Genomic DNA, 15048 nt, shown 5'->3' on the forward strand with positions numbered 1-15048 from the left:
AGATCAAAGTCCTGGCTGAGAGGCCAGGACTTTGTCATCAGTCTGAGCCATCCGCATGGATGGCTTCAGAACGTCGACGACCTTGGCTTATTACCCTTTCGCCCCGTCTACCGCTGCGCGCGCCAGTTCGGTGATACGCGCATAGTCGCCGCTTTCCAGCGCATCGTTCGGCACCAGCCAGGAGCCGCCGACGCACAGTACGCTTTTCAGCGCCAGATAATCACGGTAGTTGTTGGGCGTAATCCCCCCGGTGGGACAGAAGCGAATTTGCGCGAACGGCCCGGCGATCGCCTGTAACGCTTTAACGCCGCCGTTGGCTTCCGCCGGGAAGAATTTAAACTCGCGTAAACCGTAATCCATCCCCAGCATCAGTTCAGAGACGGTGCTGATCCCAGGGATCAACGGAATGCTGCCCGCCGTTGCCGCCCGCAGCAAAGGTTCCGTCAGTCCCGGACTGATGGCGAATTGCGCCCCGGCCTCGGTTACCGCGGCCAGCTGTTGCGGATTGGTTACCGTACCGGCGCCGACAATCGCTTCAGGCACCGCTTTAGCAATGGCGCGGATAGCGTCTACGGCGCAGTCGGTGCGCAATGTCAGTTCCAGAACGCGAACGCCGCCGGCAACCAGGGCTTTTGCCATCGGCACCGCATGTTCCAGCTTGTTGACCACGATAACGGGAACCACGGGGCCCGCCGTCAAAATTTGTTCCGCGCTCGTTTGCCAGTTTTTCATCAAGAGTTATCTCCAGTCATGCCCGCAGGCACTATTAACGATATAGCGCGCCCCTGCCACAGGGGTCTGCATTAGCAGCAGACATCCGACCGCACCGTTAGTCACACAGATATAAAACCGCTATTCAAATTCGTTCCAGGAACGCCCGTCGCGGGTGATCATCGCCACCGACGCCACCGGCCCCCAGGTGCCGGCCTGATAAGGCTTGGGCGCGTCGTTGTCCATCGACCAGGCATCCATAATCGAATCAACCCACTTCCAGGCTTCCTCAACTTCATCACGGCGCACGAACAGCGCCTGGATGCCGCGCATGGTTTCCAGCAACAGCCGCTCGTAGGCGTCCGCCAGATGCTGCTGATTAAACGTTTCGGAGAAGCTCAGATCCAGCTTCACCGTCTGCAAACGGTGTTTGTGCTCCAGGCCGGGAATTTTATTCAGGATCTGAATTTCAATGCCCTCATCCGGCTGCAGGCGGATAATCAGCTTGTTCTGCGGCAGTTGCTGATAGGAGTCGCGGAACAGGTTCAGCGCCGGGTTTTTAAAGTACACCACCACTTCGGAACATTTGGTTGGCAGGCGTTTACCGGTACGCAGGTAAAAAGGCACGCCCGACCAGCGCCAGTCATCGATATCGACACGGATCGAGACAAAGGTTTCCGTATCGCTGATTTTATTCGCCCCTTCCTCTTCCAGATAGCCCGGCACTTTTTTGCCCTGAACAAACCCCGCCGTATACTGGCCGCGCACGGTGGTTTCATGCACGTTGCTGCGATCGATGCGGCGCAATGAGCGCAGTACTTTCACTTTTTCATCACGGATGCGATCGGTGGTCAGGTCGGAAGGCGGCGACATGGCGATCATGGTCAGAATCTGCAGCAGATGGTTCTGGATCATATCGCGCATCTGACCCGCTTTATCAAAATAGCCCCAGCGCCCTTCGATTCCCACCTCTTCGGCCACCGTGATTTGCACGTGGTCGATCGTCCGGTTGTCCCAGTTGGCGGAGAACAGCGAGTTGGCAAAACGCAGCGCCAGCAGGTTCAGCACCGTCTCTTTGCCCAGATAGTGGTCGATACGGTAAACCTGGCACTCGTCAAAATACTCGGCGACTCGATCGTTAATCAGCCGCGAGGAGGCCAAATCCGTCCCCAGCGGTTTTTCCATCACCACGCGCGACGGCTCTTTATTCAACCCCGCGGCGCCCAGTCCCCGGCAGATGGCCCCAAACGTACTGGGCGGCATGGCGAAGTAGTTAATGGTGGTGCGATTTTTCTGGTCGAGCATTTTGCCCAGTTTGCTAAAACCTGACGTATCTTCAACATCGAGATTGCAGAACTCCAACCGCGCGCTTAACGTTTGCCACAGCCCCTCGTCAATGGGTTCTTTCATAAACGTATCCAGCGCATCGCGGATGACGCGGGTATATTCCGCTTTATCCCATTCGGCTCGTCCGACGCCAATAATCCGCGTTTCCGGATGGATATGACCCGCTTTTTCCAACTGGTACAGGGAAGGCAGCAATTTACGGCGCGCCAAATCGCCCTTCGCGCCGAAAATAACCAGGTCGCATGCCTGGGCTGTTGAAGTTACCGCCATGTTCATCTCCTCGTTGCAGGACACTGTAATTTTATTACAGCAGTAATGTACTCTTTTTAACTCCGGCCAGTAAACCCGTTCCCCACGGCAAAATTAGGTCTAAACTGACTAAGCGCCACATAAAAGCTGGCTTGCAACCTGGATGAAAGCGCATGCCGCCTATGGCTGAAAGAGAAATTTTGCATCGTTTCTGACAACAGATTACTTTTCTGAAAGTTAGACACATGTCATGTTCTGGCAAAAAAAGCGCGCAACTTCACGTTTTGCCCTCTGCCAACCTTTACAGGGTCGTAGTATATTTTCACGAAATCCGCATCGATTGCTGCTTATAGTTGAAATCGGGAAAACTTACATGGACTTTGTTATATGAATATGCTGGAAAAAATTCAGAGTCGCCTGGAAATTCTGAGCAAATCGGAAAGAAAAGTCGCTGAAGTGATCCTGAGCGCGCCGCAAACGGCAATCCATTCGAGTATTGCAACCCTGGCCAGAATGGCGGTGGTGAGCGAACCCACCGTCAACCGCTTTTGCCGCCGTCTTGAAACCAAAGGTTTTCCCGATTTTAAACTGCATCTGGCGCAAAGTCTGGCGAACGGCACACCTTATGTGAATCGCAACGTCGAAGAAGATGATAGTGTCGATTCCTATACCAGCAAAATTTTTGAATCGACGATGGCCGGTCTGGAGCATGTGAAATCCTGTCTGGATATTGCCGCGGTTAACCGGGCGGTGGACCTGCTTACCCAGGCGAAAAAGATCTCCTTCTTCGGTTTTGGCGCCTCGGCGGCGGTCGCCCATGACGCCATGAACAAGTTCTTTCGCTTCAATATTCCCGTGGTCTACTTTGATGACATCGTGATGCAACGCATGAGCTGCATGAACTCCAGCGATGGGGATGTCGTGGTGCTTATTTCACACACCGGAAGGACCAAGGGCCTGGTTGAGATGGCGCGACTGGCGCGCGAGAACGATGCGACGGTGATCGCCATCACCTCCGCGGCAACGCCTTTGGCCCATGAAGCCTCTCTGGTTCTCCGGGTCGATGTCCCGGAAGATACGGATGTTTATATGCCGATGGTATCCCGTATTGCGCAACTTACGCTGATCGACGTGCTGGCCACCGGCTTCACGCTGCGGCGCGGAGCAAAATTCAGAGATAACTTGAAGCGAGTCAAAGAAGCGCTGCGGGAATCACGCTTTGATAAAGGCGAAGGTTTTAGCAACCCTTTCAGCTGATTTTTTAACGCTTAACCTATTTTATTATCAAGTTATAATCGATTGGCATAAAAGATATAATAACCATAAACAGATCAGGCTCAATACGGAATTCGGGTAACTCAGATGAAATAGTTTGGTTGTAAAGTTACACTTTACCCTGTTACCTGACATTAATCGCACCACTACCGCTTCACAAGTCAACGGAGTTATACATGTCCAGACGGCTCAGAAGAACCAAAATCGTCACTACGCTGGGGCCAGCTACGGACCGCGACAATAATCTGGAAAAGATCATTGCCGCAGGCGCAAACGTAGTACGCCTGAATTTTTCTCACGGCACAGCAGAAGACCATCAATTACGTGCCGATAAAGTGCGTGAAATTGCGGCAAAATTAGGCCGCCATGTTGCCATTCTTGGCGATTTGCAGGGACCCAAAATCCGCGTTTCCACCTTCAAGGAAGGTAAAATTTTCCTCAATATCGGGGATAAATTCCTGTTGGACGCCAATTTGTCCAAAGGCGAAGGAGATAAAGAAAAAGTCGGTATCGATTATAAAGGTCTGCCCGGCGACGTTGTTCCCGGCGATATTCTGCTGCTGGACGACGGCCGCGTACAATTGAAAGTCCTTCAGGTTGAAGGCATGAAGGTTTATACCGAAGTTACCGTCGGCGGGCCGTTGTCCAACAACAAAGGGATCAACAAGCTCGGCGGCGGGCTTTCCGCCGAAGCGCTAACGGAAAAAGATAAGCAAGATATCCTTACCGCGGCAAAAATCGGCGTTGACTATCTGGCGATCTCCTTCCCCCGCACCGGCGAGGATCTGAATTACGCCCGCCGGCTGGCGCGCGACGCCGGCTGTCATGCGAAAATCGTCTCCAAGGTTGAACGCGCGGAAGCGGTTGCCTCCGATGAGGCCATGGACGACATCATTCTGGCTTCCGACGTGGTTATGGTGGCCCGCGGTGATTTGGGCGTTGAAATCGGCGATCCCGAACTGGTTGGTATTCAGAAGAAACTTATCCGCCGCGCCCGTAAGCTCAACCGCGCGGTAATCACCGCCACGCAGATGATGGAATCCATGATCACCAATCCGATGCCGACGCGCGCCGAGGTGATGGACGTGGCCAACGCCGTGCTGGACGGCACCGACGCCGTGATGCTTTCCGCTGAAACCGCCGCGGGACAGTATCCGGCTGAAACGGTGGAGGCGATGGCCAAGGTTTGTCTTGGCGCGGAGAAAATCCCCAGCATCAACGTCTCCAAACATCGTCTTGATACGCAGTTCGATAATACCGAAGAGTCAATCGCCATGTCGGCGATGTACGCCGCTAACCATCTGAAAGGGGTGACGGCGCTGATCGCCATGACGGAATCGGGGCGCACCGCGCTGATGATGTCGCGCATCAGTTCCGGCCTGCCCATTTTCGCCATGTCGCGCCATGAGCACACGCTGAATCTGGCCGCGCTTTATCGCGGCGTGACGCCGGTCCATTTTGACAGCTATACCGACGGCGTCGCCGCCGCCAATGATGCGGTGATCCGACTGCGCGACAAGGGATTCTTGATGTCCGGGGATCTGGTTATTGTCACCCAGGGCGACGTGATGGGCACGGTTGGCACCACCAATACCATCCGCATTTTGCGCGTGGAATAACCGGCGGCGCACTTATCCCCTGAATAGATAACAAGCCGGACGGGTCGCAGCCTGTCCGGCTTTTTTTATGGCGGGCTATCCTTGCCCGCCACCCTGCGGGCCGTCGCGAGGCGACGTTGAAAAACGCTCCTGCGTTTTTTTATCTCCGCGTCCCCTGCCCGCCCCGCGCTCCCCCCTGGCGGGTGAAATATTTTTCCAGATAGTGGAAAACAAAGGTGAAGATAATGCTTATGCCCCAGTAAATAAGGGCGGCGGCGAGATAAGCTTCGATATAGCCAAAATTTTCCACCCCCAGTAATTTCGCCTGGGCGAAAATATCGACAACGCCGACGGTAAAGACCAGCGCCAGCCCTTTGATGGTGGACAGGTAGGTGTTAAAGAAAATCGGCACGGCAACCATCAGCGCCTGGGGGAAAACAACGCGCAGCATGGTTTGCGTGCGCGTCATACCGATGGAGTAGCCGGCTTCGAATTGCCCTTTATCCACCGAGCGCAGCGCGGCTCGAATATTCTCGGTCTGGCTCGCCCCTACATAGAACGAATAAATGATAATAACGATAACCAACTGCGGCAGTAGCTGGCCGGGAAACATTCGTTGCAGAATTTGAAACAGTATATAGATATGGATAAGCATCGGCATGGAACGCACGTAGCTAACATAGAGCGTCGGGATCCGGCGGGTAAAGCGTCCGCCGAACATTCTCAGGCATGAGAGCAGCGAGCCGATAATAATACTCATCACAAGCACCAGCAGCGCCATCAGCAGCGTGCCCGGCACCACCCGCAATATAGCCCATACGTCGCTGAAAAATAGGTGCGGATTAAACAGCATCGCCATGCTCTGCGGACTTAATCGCCAGGAACTTGCTGTAACGCCGTTCAATACGGTGCATCAGATAGGTGGTGGCGAGGATCAGGCCCGCATAGGTCAATCCGCCGGCAATGTAGACCTCAAGTTTCTTGACGCCATAATCCGTGGCAACGATGCTGTTGATTCTGCCCATAATATCGGGCAGCCCGATAATAAACAGAATAGAGGTGTCCTTCAGCATATCAATGACCGCATTGTTCAACGAGGGCAAGGCCACCGGGAAAGCGAGGGGAATGATGATACGCCTCGTTTTTTGCCATTTGGTCATGCCGATGGATTCCGCGGCGTCATGAACCTTGCGCTCCACCGAAAGCCAGGCGGGACGTAAATATTCCGCCACGAAACTGCCGTAGATCAGCACCAGCGCAACAATACAGAAGGTGGACTTCTCCCAGTTGACGACCATGCCCAGGCTCTCCAGAGCGACCGGAAGACCGTAATAAATCAGCAGGATATTCAATATGTTGGGAATCGAACGGAAAAAGGACAGGCACAGACTGGAGAGTTCATAAAGCACGGGCGTCCGCCGGATACGCACGATGGCGATCAGACTGCCGAGCAGCAGCGAAAAAAAGCAGGAAATCGTCAGAATATAAAGCGTCAGGGGAACGCTACGCGCGATGCGGGGAAAGACATCCATCATATAAGAGAAATCAAGCAATAACGTCATTCAGCCTTCCCGGTATTTCCTGGTGCGATCCCCGTGCGGCGCAGGCTTGTCCAATGGACGCCCGCGCCGATTCGTCATACCGATTTTTGCCAGCGCGGCGCGCCATCATTACAGAAAAGCGAGGTTATCCACGCCGTACCATTTTTCATTGAGCCGGGTCAGGGTGCCGTTGTCATGCAGGGTATTCAATCCGTCATCAAGCGCCTTTTTCAGGGCGGTTTCCTTCTTGTTCAAGACAAAATAGGTGGGATTAACCTGAACCGGTTCTTTGGCGGCCTCGACCTTAAGATTCAGTTCTTTCCTGATGTCATCAAAGCCAAGATTGTTGGGCAGCACCAGCGCATCATAGGTGCCGTCGTCTATCTGGCGATATCTGTCGGCCACGGAAACGCCTTCGGCGGTAGTGATCTTTATCTGCTTGTCGGGAGAGCCTTTGTGCTGCGCGTTATAGCTGGTCAGCAGGTTAAAAATACCGCCATTAGGAGAGACGGGAGAAACCTTCTTCCCGACCAAATCGTCCAATTTGTTGATATCGTTGCGCCCCTGCTTGATATAGATGGTAATAATGCTGGCGCCGTTGGGCTGTTCCGGGAACAAATAACGCTCTTGCCGTTTGGGATTCTTGAACAGCCCTCCGCCGATAAAGGCATAACGCCCGGTGGTTAACCCGACTTCGGCCGCGGAAGCATCCACGGCTTCGACTTTAAAGTCATAATCGGCCACCACTTCATCGAGAGCCTTGAGAACATCGACCTCATAGCCGGACAGAACACCTTTTTCATCCTCGAAGCTTAGAGGTTTGGAGCCCGCCTCCACGGCGACATTCACCGTTTTCGGGGCCGCGTACGCAGAGGAAACCGCCAAGCTCAGCGCGAGAGAGAGCGATAGTACGGATAATAATTTCATGTGTTCATATCCTTATAAAAAAAGATTATGCACGTTTTAGCATGGCATAGCGGTTATATTCGCATATTCAAAACATGCAAAGGGAGTATATTCAAAATAGTAAAAAGCTTATATCTTAAAAATTAAGAAGCTTATGCAAAAAAAACTCGAATTATTATAATTCCCTTTCGTTGGCAGAAAATAAAAAATCACCACATAAAGTTATCCTGTGATATTAAGTAATTTTTCAAATGCAATCCTGCAGTTTAATTATTTTTGCATAAGCGTTTTATCAAATATTGTAATCAATCACCCTATCCAATAGCCCGCTGCCTTTCAGATGCCGGGAAAGAAATTGTATTGTGCGCGCTTCCTGGGGATGAAAGAAAATATCTTCCGGCTTGCCCTGTTCCAGAATAACGCCCTGGTCCATAAACGCGACGCGGGTTGCCACATCGCTGGCGAAGCCCATCTCATGGGTGACAACCATCATGGTAATACCCGATTCGGCCACTTTGCGCATCGCCTTCAACACGTCGTCCACCAGTTCAGGGTCGAGGGCGGAGGTAGGTTCATCGAACAAAATCACTTCCGGTTTCAACGCCATAGCCCTGGCAATTCCCACACGCTGTTGCTGTCCTCCTGATAGCTGGGACGGGTAGTAGTGGGCGAAAGATCCCAATCCGACATTATCCAGATGATTAAGGGCCAGCTCCTTTGCTTCGGTTTTGGAATACCCCTGGACGGTAACAAGACCTTCGGTGATATTTCCCAGCGCGGTTTGATGAGCGAAAAGATTATAATGTTGAAATACCATGGCCGTTTTGCGGCGCAATGCCAATATTTCTTTCATTTTCGCACCGGCTTTGACGGTAATGTCTCCCACGCGGATCTCACCGCTGGTGGGTTGTTCAAGATAATTAATGCAGCGCAACAGGGTGGTTTTACCGGCGCCGCTGCCGCCGATAATGGCGACGACGTCACCTTGGGAAACAGTGAGATCGACGCCGCGCAATATTTCTTTATTGCCAAACGATTTACATAGATTCTTTACCTCTATCATGTTTCTCACAGCCCCTTTCATTAAGGAAACGCGCCGAACCCCATAACCGGAATAATTACCGACGTAAAAACCTTTCAATATCGCTTTAAGCTAAAATAAAATGAGGAAAAACAAAACGATGTTTTTCTCCAATGCATATATAATTTTGCTATTGAAGATAGAGGGGAAACGCTATTTTTAAGGCGGGCATGGCGCGTTTTGCCGTTATTGGCGGGCTATCCCTGCCCGCGCCTTTCACTGCCTGGCGGATAAAAGCGGGAAAACTAATCGCGGTAAAGATCGTCCCGGCGATAAGGTTCAATCTCTCCCGGCTTGCGGGTTTTCAGCAATTTTAAAATCCAGGTGTATTGCTCGGGGTGCGGTCCGACAAAGATTTCTATTTCCTCGTTCATGCGCCGGGCAATATAGTCATCCCCGGCGTCGGCCAGATCGTTCATCGGCGGGCGGATAAATACCTCCAGACAACACTCCTTGGCATTATATACCGGGAACAGCGGCACAATATCCGCACGACACACCTTCATCAGACGGCCGACCACGGGTAACGTCGCCTTATAGGTGGCAAAAAAATCGACAAATTCGCTGTGCTCCTCGCCATGATCCTGATCGGGAAGATAATATCCCCAATATCCCTGTCGTACAGAGCTGATAAAGGGTTTGATGCCATCGTTACGGGCGTGCATATGTCCGCCAAAGCGGCGGCGCAGTTTGTTCCACCAGTAGTCCACCAGCGCGTTTTTCTGGTTGTGGAACATGGCGGCCATAGGCTGTCCGCGGGAGCTAAGCAGCATGGCCGGAATATCCACCGCCCAACCGTGCGGCACCAGAAAAATCACGTTCCGGCCCTGCTCCTTCAACTGATTCAAAATCTCTTCGCCGTGCCAGCGGACGTGTTTTTCCACCGCTTCGGGGGCGCGCAGCCCTACTTCCACCATCATGACCATCGCCTGCGGGGCGGTGGCGAACATATTGTCGATAATAGCTTCGCGCTGCGCCTCGCTTAACTCGGGCATGCAGTACAGCAGGTTAATGCGCGCGCGCCGGCGGGCACCCTTGGCCAATCGCCCGACCAAACGGCCCAATCCGCCCAGAACAGGATTTCTCAAACCGGCAGGCACATACGCGATAAGCGCCATGGCCCCGACACCCAGCCAGGTGCCCCAGTACCGTGGATGATAAAAAGCCTTCTGAAACTGAGGAATAAACTCAGCGCGCGTTTTTTTCTCTTTTTCCATACATCAACTCTTCAGATAAATTATGGATAGCTCGCCATTATCATCACCGACGTGTCGCAAAAGGCAATAAAGAGCGCAACCCATAAATAAAAACGCCGGCGGCGCAGGGCCACCGGCTGAAAACTCGCCATCGGGAATTAATCAAACTGAAGCTGCGGAACAACCTCTTTCACCTGCGCCAGGTAATCACGGCGCTCTTTACCGCTCAGGCCTTCAGAACGCGGCAGTTTAGCCGTTAATGGGTTGACCGCCTGCTGGTTTACCCAGAATTCATAGTGCAGGTGCGGCCCGGTAGAGCGCCCGGTATTGCCGGATAAACCAATGCGATCGCCGCGTTTAACCTTTTGCCCCGGTTTCACCAGGATGCGGTTCAGGTGCATATAGCGCGTGGTGTACTGACGACCGTGGCGGATCGCGACATAGTTGCCCGCCGCGCCGCTGCGCTTGGCGATGACCACTTCCCCATCGCCTACCGACAGCACCGGCGAACCCACCGGCATCGCGAAATCGACGCCCTTGTGCGGCGCGACGCGACCGGTAACGGGATTAAGACGACGGGGATTGAAATTCGAAGAGATACGGAACTGTTTCATGGTGGGGAAACGCATAAACCCGCGCGTCAAGCCGGAACCTTCACGATCGTAGAATTTACCGTCCTCGGCGCGGATGGCGAAATAATCCTTACCGCCGGTATTCAGGCGAACGCCGAGCAGTTCGCTCTGTTCGCTGCGGCCGTCCAGTATCTCGCGGGACAGCAGCACGGAAAAGGTGTCATCTTTGCGCAGCTTGCGAAAATCCAGTTGCCATTGCAGCGCCTTGATGACCGCGCTGACTTCACTGCTGGTTAACCCCGCGTTTCTGGCGCTATTGACGAAACTGCCATTCAGCCGGCCGTTCAACACGCTGTTGCGCCACTCTCCCTTCAGCATTTCAATCCGTTCTTTAAAATCGGAGCCGGCGCGTTCATAAATCCGCGTTTCACGGCGGGACATCTGCCAGGTCAAGCTCTGCAATTCGCCATTCTCCCCCAACACCCAGGATATTTGCTGACCGATCTTGAGATTACGCAGATCGCGATTCTGTTCGGCAAGTCGGGTAACGTCCGCGATATCGATGCCGTACTGGGTAAGAATGCTGCTTAAGGTATCACCGGTTGAAACCACATATTCATGCACCCCGCCGTCGTCAGCGACCTTATCATCCAGTTCATCCTGCGGAATTTCATCATCCGGCGTGGGTTGATCGATAGGCTCGCTGGCCTCCGGCGTCAGCGTGCGCAACTGCTGGCTGGCTTCCAGAGCGATATCTTTCACTATCACCGGAGCATCATTAACGGGGGGATAAACAAAAGGCCGCCAAACAGCAACGGCCAATGTGATAACGGTAAGCGACCCCAGCATGACGCGGTGGGGTCTTGGTAAGCTGTTATACGCCAGAGCGATAGTTCGGACTATCTGCTGCACTTATTCGTATCCTCATGATTTTTCCTCCAGGCAGCTCAGATACTGGCTCGACAACCGTGACAGGAAATTCACATAGCTGTCTTTACCCAGTGCGATATCGCTTCCCAATGGATCCAGCACGCCCGAGCGCACGTCAGTTCCCTTGGCGACAGCATTAATAACGGCCGGCCTGAATTGTGGCTCAGCAAAAACACATACGGCTTTATGCTCAACCAACTGTGTTCGAATTTGATGTAAGCGCTGTGCGCCGGGTTGAATCGCCGGGTTGATGGTAAAATAGCCTAATGGGCTTAAACCATAGCGTTGCTCAAAGTAGCCATAGGCGTCATGAAAAACAAAATAACCCTTACCCCGCACAGGCGCTAGCATGTTAGCAATTTTTTCATCTGTTTGCGCGATTTTATCTGTGAAATAAAGCAGATTCGCGTCTAGTTTGTCTTTATTTTGAGGCATAAGTTCCAATAATTTTTCATGAATAGCGATCGCGGCCTGTTTTGCCATCTCCGGCGACAGCCAAATGTGCATATTATGCTCACCATGGTGATGCCCTTCGCTCTCTTCCTCATACGCCGCATCGACCGTATGATGGTGCTCGGCCGCGTGCGATTCACCATCATGATGGTGATGCGAATCATCATGGTCGTCGCCGTCTTCGTGCCCGGCTTCTTTTACCAGCTGCGCTTTTACTGCCGGTAATTCCGCCAGAGTAATCTTCCTGGCCGGATCAATCTGCGATAGCGGCTTGCCGAGAAAGGCTTCCATTTCCGGCCCCACCCAAATAATCAGCTCGGCGGATTGTAAACGCTGGACATCAGTCGGGCGCAGGGCATAATCATGGGGCGAAGCGCCGTTGGGCAGCAGCACTTCAGTTGGCGTAATCCCTTCCGTTATCGCCGAGGCGATAAACCCCAGCGGACGGATAGAGGCCACCACCGCGGCGCAGGCGGCGTTAATCGACGCACCGGAAACCATCAGTGCGCTGGCGGCAAACACACTTTTTAACCATTTATGTTGTTGAATAGGCATTCGCATGTCATCTCATCGATTTAATGTGCAGTTTGTTATATTATAACGTCACAGAATCTCTGCAAACCGAATTCTATGTCCACATTGGTATCACTCAATAATATTTCAGTATCATTTGGCAGCAGGAAAGTCCTGTCGGATATTTCCCTGTCTCTCCAACCGGGGCGCATTCTTACGCTTCTGGGCCCCAACGGCGCGGGAAAATCAACGCTGGTGCGGGTTGTTTTGGGCCTGCTGTCGCCCACCGCCGGCACCTTGCAAAAAACGCCGGGGCTGCGTATTGGCTACGTCCCGCAAAAGCTCCATCTGGATCCTACGCTGCCGCTGACCGTCAGCCGTTTTATGCGCCTGCGTCCCGGCATTAAGCAGCAGGATATATTACCGGCGCTGAAACGCGTTCAGGCGGCGCACCTGCTGCAACAGCCGATGCAGAGACTGTCCGGCGGCGAAAATCAGCGGGTTCTGCTGGCGCGCGCGTTGATGAACCATCCGCAGCTGCTGGTGTTGGACGAGCCGACGCAGGGAGTGGACGTCAACGGCCAGCTCGCGCTGTATGACCTGATCGACCAGCTGCGTCAGGAGTTTAACTGCGGCGTGCTGATGGTTTCCCACGATCTCCACCTGGTGATGGCCAAAACCGATGAAGTGCTGTGTCTCAACCAGCACGTCTGTTGTTCCGGCACCCCGGAAGTGGTCTCTCTGCATCCCGAATTTTTAGCCATGTTCGGCCAGCGCGGCGCCGAGCAGTTGGCGGTTTACCGGCATCATCATAATCATCGTCACGATTTAAACGGACGCATCATCCTGAAAAGACAAGGCGGAAACGACGCATGATTGAACTTCTGTTTCCTGGCTGGCTGGCCGGTATATTCCTCGCCGCGGCCGCCGGCCCGCTGGGGTCGTTCGTCGTCTGGCGGCGCATGTCCTATTTCGGCGATACCCTGGCGCATGCCTCCCTGCTGGGCGTGGCCTTCGGCCTGCTGCTGGACGTCAATCTGTTCTATGCCGTTATCGCCGTTACCCTGGCGCTGGCGCTCGGACTGGTCTGGCTGGAGCGTCGTCCCTATCTGGCGATTGATACCCTGCTGGGCATTATGGCGCACAGCGCCCTTTCGCTCGGTCTGGTGGTGGTCAGCCTGATGAATAACGTGCGAGTGGATTTGATGGCGTATCTGTTCGGGGATTTACTTTCCGTCACCCGCGACGATTTGTGGATTATCGGCGGCGGCGTCGCCGTGGTGATTGCGGTGCTGAGCTGGCAATGGCGGCCGTTATTGTCCATGACCATCAGCCCCGAACTGGCGCATGTGGATGGCGTTAACCTGCAGCGCAGCAAGCTTGTCCTGATGCTGGTGACCGCCTTGACCATTGGCATCGCCATGAAGTTCGTCGGGGCGTTAATCATCACCTCGCTGCTGATTATTCCCGCCGCCAGCGCCCGCCGCTTTGCGCGTACGCCGGAGCAAATGGCCGGTTTCGCCATCGGCGCCGGAATGATCGCCATTACCGGCGGCCTGGCCTTTTCCGCCGTTTACAATACCCCCGCCGGGCCGTCGGTGGTGCTTTGCGCGTCGCTGCTGTTTATCGCCAGTTTAATCAAGAAACAGCCTGCGTAGAGCAGGCTATTCCTCCCGCGTCAGGCCGAAATGGCGGTAGGCGTGCTGCGTCGCCATTCTCCCGCGCGGGGTGCGTTGAATAAAGCCTTGCTGGATCAGATAAGGCTCCAGCACATCCTCAATGGTTTCCCGCTCTTCGCCGATCGCCGCCGCCAGATTATCCAGCCCGACCGGGCCGCCCATAAATTTATCGATAATCGCCAGCAGCAGTTTGCGGTCCATATAGTCGAAGCCTTCGGTATCCACCGCCAGCATATCCAGCGCCAGCGTGGCGACTTCGGCGGTGATCGCCCCGGCGGATTTGACCTCGGAAAAGTCGCGCACGCGGCGCAGCAGCCGGTTGGCGATACGCGGCGTGCCGCGCGAGCGCCGGGCGACTTCCAGCGCCCCGTCGTGGGTGAGATCCAGCCCCAGGCACTGCGCGCTGCGGCTGACGATATGTTGCAGATCGGCGACGTTATAAAACTCCAGCCGTTGGACGATGCCAAAACGATCGCGCAGCGGCGAGGTGAGCGAACCGGCGCGGGTGGTGGCGCCAATCAGGGTAAACGGCGGCAGATCAAGCTTGATCGAACGGGCGGCCGGCCCCTCGCCAATCATGATATCCAGTTGGTAATCTTCCATCGCCGGATACAGAATTTCCTCCACCACCGGCGACAAACGGTGGATTTCATCGATAAACAAAACGTCGTGAGGTTCCAGATTGGTGAGCAACGCGGCCAAATCCCCGGCTTTTTCCAGTATCGGGCCGGAGGTGGTGCGCAGATTAACCCCCATTTCGTTGGCCACGATGTTTGCCAGCGTGGTTTTCCCCAAACCGGGAGGGCCGAAAATCAGCAGATGATCCAGGGCGTCCCCGCGTTGGCGCGCCGCCTGAATAAAAATCTCCATCTGTTCGCAGACCTGGGGCTGACCGACGTATTCCGCCAACAGTTTCGGGCGAATGGCGCGGTCGATAAACTCCTCTTCAGGAACGGCCTCGGCGGAAATCAAACGATCTGCTTCAATCATGCATACC

14 protein-coding genes are annotated in these 15048 nt (G+C 54.0%); 4 read left to right on the forward strand and 10 right to left on the reverse strand.

Features of this window, described 5'->3' with window-relative positions:
• Positions 1-90: 90 nt before the first annotated feature.
• Together DDT56_RS06655 and zwf are read right to left on the reverse strand one after the other, a co-directional pair.
• Positions 91-732: a bifunctional 4-hydroxy-2-oxoglutarate aldolase/2-dehydro-3-deoxy-phosphogluconate aldolase gene (locus DDT56_RS06655; protein ID WP_136165698.1), complete on the reverse strand. Its 642-nt coding sequence runs from the start codon at positions 730-732 to the stop codon at positions 91-93.
• 120 nt (positions 733-852) lie between these two features.
• Positions 853-2328 (reverse strand): glucose-6-phosphate dehydrogenase, encoded by a 1476-nt coding sequence (gene zwf, locus DDT56_RS06660; RefSeq protein WP_136165699.1) that lies wholly within the window; start codon positions 2326-2328, stop codon positions 853-855.
• A gap of 366 nt (positions 2329-2694) precedes the next feature.
• On the opposite strand from zwf, the gene DDT56_RS06665 reads away from it, so the two are divergent.
• Together DDT56_RS06665 and pyk are read left to right on the forward strand one after the other, a co-directional pair.
• Positions 2695-3564: a MurR/RpiR family transcriptional regulator gene (locus tag DDT56_RS06665; protein ID WP_136165700.1), complete on the forward strand. Its 870-nt coding sequence runs from the start codon at positions 2695-2697 to the stop codon at positions 3562-3564.
• Positions 3565-3758: 194 nt separating this feature from the next.
• Complete coding sequence (gene pyk / locus DDT56_RS06670; RefSeq protein WP_136165701.1) at positions 3759-5201, forward strand: pyruvate kinase; 1443 nt, start codon at positions 3759-3761, stop codon at positions 5199-5201.
• A gap of 139 nt (positions 5202-5340) precedes the next feature.
• Here pyk and DDT56_RS06675 read toward each other — a convergent pair whose 3' ends face one another.
• The 7 genes from DDT56_RS06675 to znuA all read right to left on the reverse strand — a co-directional run bounded on the left by DDT56_RS06675 (position 5341) and on the right by znuA (position 12420).
• Positions 5341-6033 carry an amino acid ABC transporter permease gene (locus tag DDT56_RS06675; RefSeq protein WP_168197587.1) on the reverse strand — a complete coding sequence of 231 codons (693 nt, stop codon included), beginning with the start codon at positions 6031-6033 and terminating at the stop codon, positions 5341-5343.
• Positions 6023-6742: an amino acid ABC transporter permease gene (locus DDT56_RS06680; protein ID WP_136165703.1), complete on the reverse strand. Its 720-nt coding sequence runs from the start codon at positions 6740-6742 to the stop codon at positions 6023-6025. Before DDT56_RS06680 ends, DDT56_RS06675 begins: the two co-directional genes overlap by 11 nt.
• A 108-nt stretch (positions 6743-6850) precedes the next feature.
• Positions 6851-7648, reverse strand: coding sequence for a transporter substrate-binding domain-containing protein (locus DDT56_RS06685; protein WP_136165704.1), 798 nt, complete (start codon positions 7646-7648; stop codon positions 6851-6853).
• A gap of 271 nt (positions 7649-7919) precedes the next feature.
• Positions 7920-8690, reverse strand: coding sequence for an amino acid ABC transporter ATP-binding protein (locus DDT56_RS06690; protein ID WP_136165705.1), 771 nt, complete (start codon positions 8688-8690; stop codon positions 7920-7922).
• Positions 8691-8953: 263 nt separating this feature from the next.
• On the reverse strand, positions 8954-9925 hold the full coding sequence (gene lpxM / locus DDT56_RS06695; protein WP_136165706.1) for a lauroyl-Kdo(2)-lipid IV(A) myristoyltransferase: 972 nt from the start codon (positions 9923-9925) through the stop codon (positions 8954-8956).
• 137 nt (positions 9926-10062) lie between these two features.
• Positions 10063-11388: a murein DD-endopeptidase MepM gene (mepM, locus tag DDT56_RS06700; protein ID WP_136165707.1), complete on the reverse strand. Its 1326-nt coding sequence runs from the start codon at positions 11386-11388 to the stop codon at positions 10063-10065.
• A 12-nt stretch (positions 11389-11400) separates the two neighbouring features.
• Entirely contained in the window at positions 11401-12420 is a 1020-nt protein-coding gene (gene znuA / locus DDT56_RS06705; protein WP_136165708.1) for a zinc ABC transporter substrate-binding protein ZnuA, read from the reverse strand.
• Between the two features lie 69 nt (positions 12421-12489).
• On the opposite strand from znuA, the gene znuC reads away from it, so the two are divergent.
• Entirely contained in the window at positions 12490-13248 is a 759-nt protein-coding gene (gene znuC / locus DDT56_RS06710; protein WP_136165709.1) for a zinc ABC transporter ATP-binding protein ZnuC, read from the forward strand.
• Positions 13245-14030, forward strand: a complete 786-nt coding sequence (znuB, locus tag DDT56_RS06715) for a zinc ABC transporter permease subunit ZnuB (RefSeq protein WP_136165710.1) — start codon at positions 13245-13247, stop codon at positions 14028-14030. Before znuC ends, znuB begins: the two co-directional genes overlap by 4 nt.
• 6 nt (positions 14031-14036) lie before the next feature.
• On the opposite strand, the gene ruvB is transcribed toward znuB, so the two are convergent.
• Positions 14037-15041, reverse strand: coding sequence for a Holliday junction branch migration DNA helicase RuvB (gene ruvB / locus DDT56_RS06720; RefSeq protein WP_136165711.1), 1005 nt, complete (start codon positions 15039-15041; stop codon positions 14037-14039).
• Between the last annotated feature and the right edge of the window lie 7 nt (positions 15042-15048).

Origin of the sequence: Brenneria corticis, from assembly GCF_003115855.1 — a bacterium.
Taxonomy (GTDB): Bacteria; Pseudomonadota; Gammaproteobacteria; order Enterobacterales; family Enterobacteriaceae; genus Brenneria; species Brenneria corticis.

What these genes read in the sequence shown, in the direction of transcription:
- DDT56_RS06680 (WP_136165703.1), bottom strand. Translation starts at nt 6,742, where the DNA reads ATGACGTTATTGCTTGATTTCTCTTATATGATGGATGTCTTTCCCCGC.
- DDT56_RS06685 (WP_136165704.1), bottom strand. Translation starts at nt 7,648, where the DNA reads ATGAAATTATTATCCGTACTATCGCTCTCTCTCGCGCTGAGCTTGGCG.
- zwf (WP_136165699.1), bottom strand. Translation starts at nt 2,328, where the DNA reads ATGGCGGTAACTTCAACAGCCCAGGCATGCGACCTGGTTATTTTCGGC.
- DDT56_RS06665 (WP_136165700.1), top strand. Translation starts at nt 2,695, where the DNA reads ATGAATATGCTGGAAAAAATTCAGAGTCGCCTGGAAATTCTGAGCAAA.
- znuB (WP_136165710.1), top strand. Translation starts at nt 13,245, where the DNA reads ATGATTGAACTTCTGTTTCCTGGCTGGCTGGCCGGTATATTCCTCGCC.
- znuA (WP_136165708.1), bottom strand. Translation starts at nt 12,420, where the DNA reads ATGCGAATGCCTATTCAACAACATAAATGGTTAAAAAGTGTGTTTGCC.
- pyk (WP_136165701.1), top strand. Translation starts at nt 3,759, where the DNA reads ATGTCCAGACGGCTCAGAAGAACCAAAATCGTCACTACGCTGGGGCCA.
- ruvB (WP_136165711.1), bottom strand. Translation starts at nt 15,041, where the DNA reads ATGATTGAAGCAGATCGTTTGATTTCCGCCGAGGCCGTTCCTGAAGAG.
- DDT56_RS06690 (WP_136165705.1), bottom strand. Translation starts at nt 8,690, where the DNA reads ATGATAGAGGTAAAGAATCTATGTAAATCGTTTGGCAATAAAGAAATA.
- DDT56_RS06675 (WP_168197587.1), bottom strand. Translation starts at nt 6,033, where the DNA reads ATGCTGTTTAATCCGCACCTATTTTTCAGCGACGTATGGGCTATATTG.
- lpxM (WP_136165706.1), bottom strand. Translation starts at nt 9,925, where the DNA reads ATGGAAAAAGAGAAAAAAACGCGCGCTGAGTTTATTCCTCAGTTTCAG.
- znuC (WP_136165709.1), top strand. Translation starts at nt 12,490, where the DNA reads ATGTCCACATTGGTATCACTCAATAATATTTCAGTATCATTTGGCAGC.
- DDT56_RS06655 (WP_136165698.1), bottom strand. Translation starts at nt 732, where the DNA reads ATGAAAAACTGGCAAACGAGCGCGGAACAAATTTTGACGGCGGGCCCC.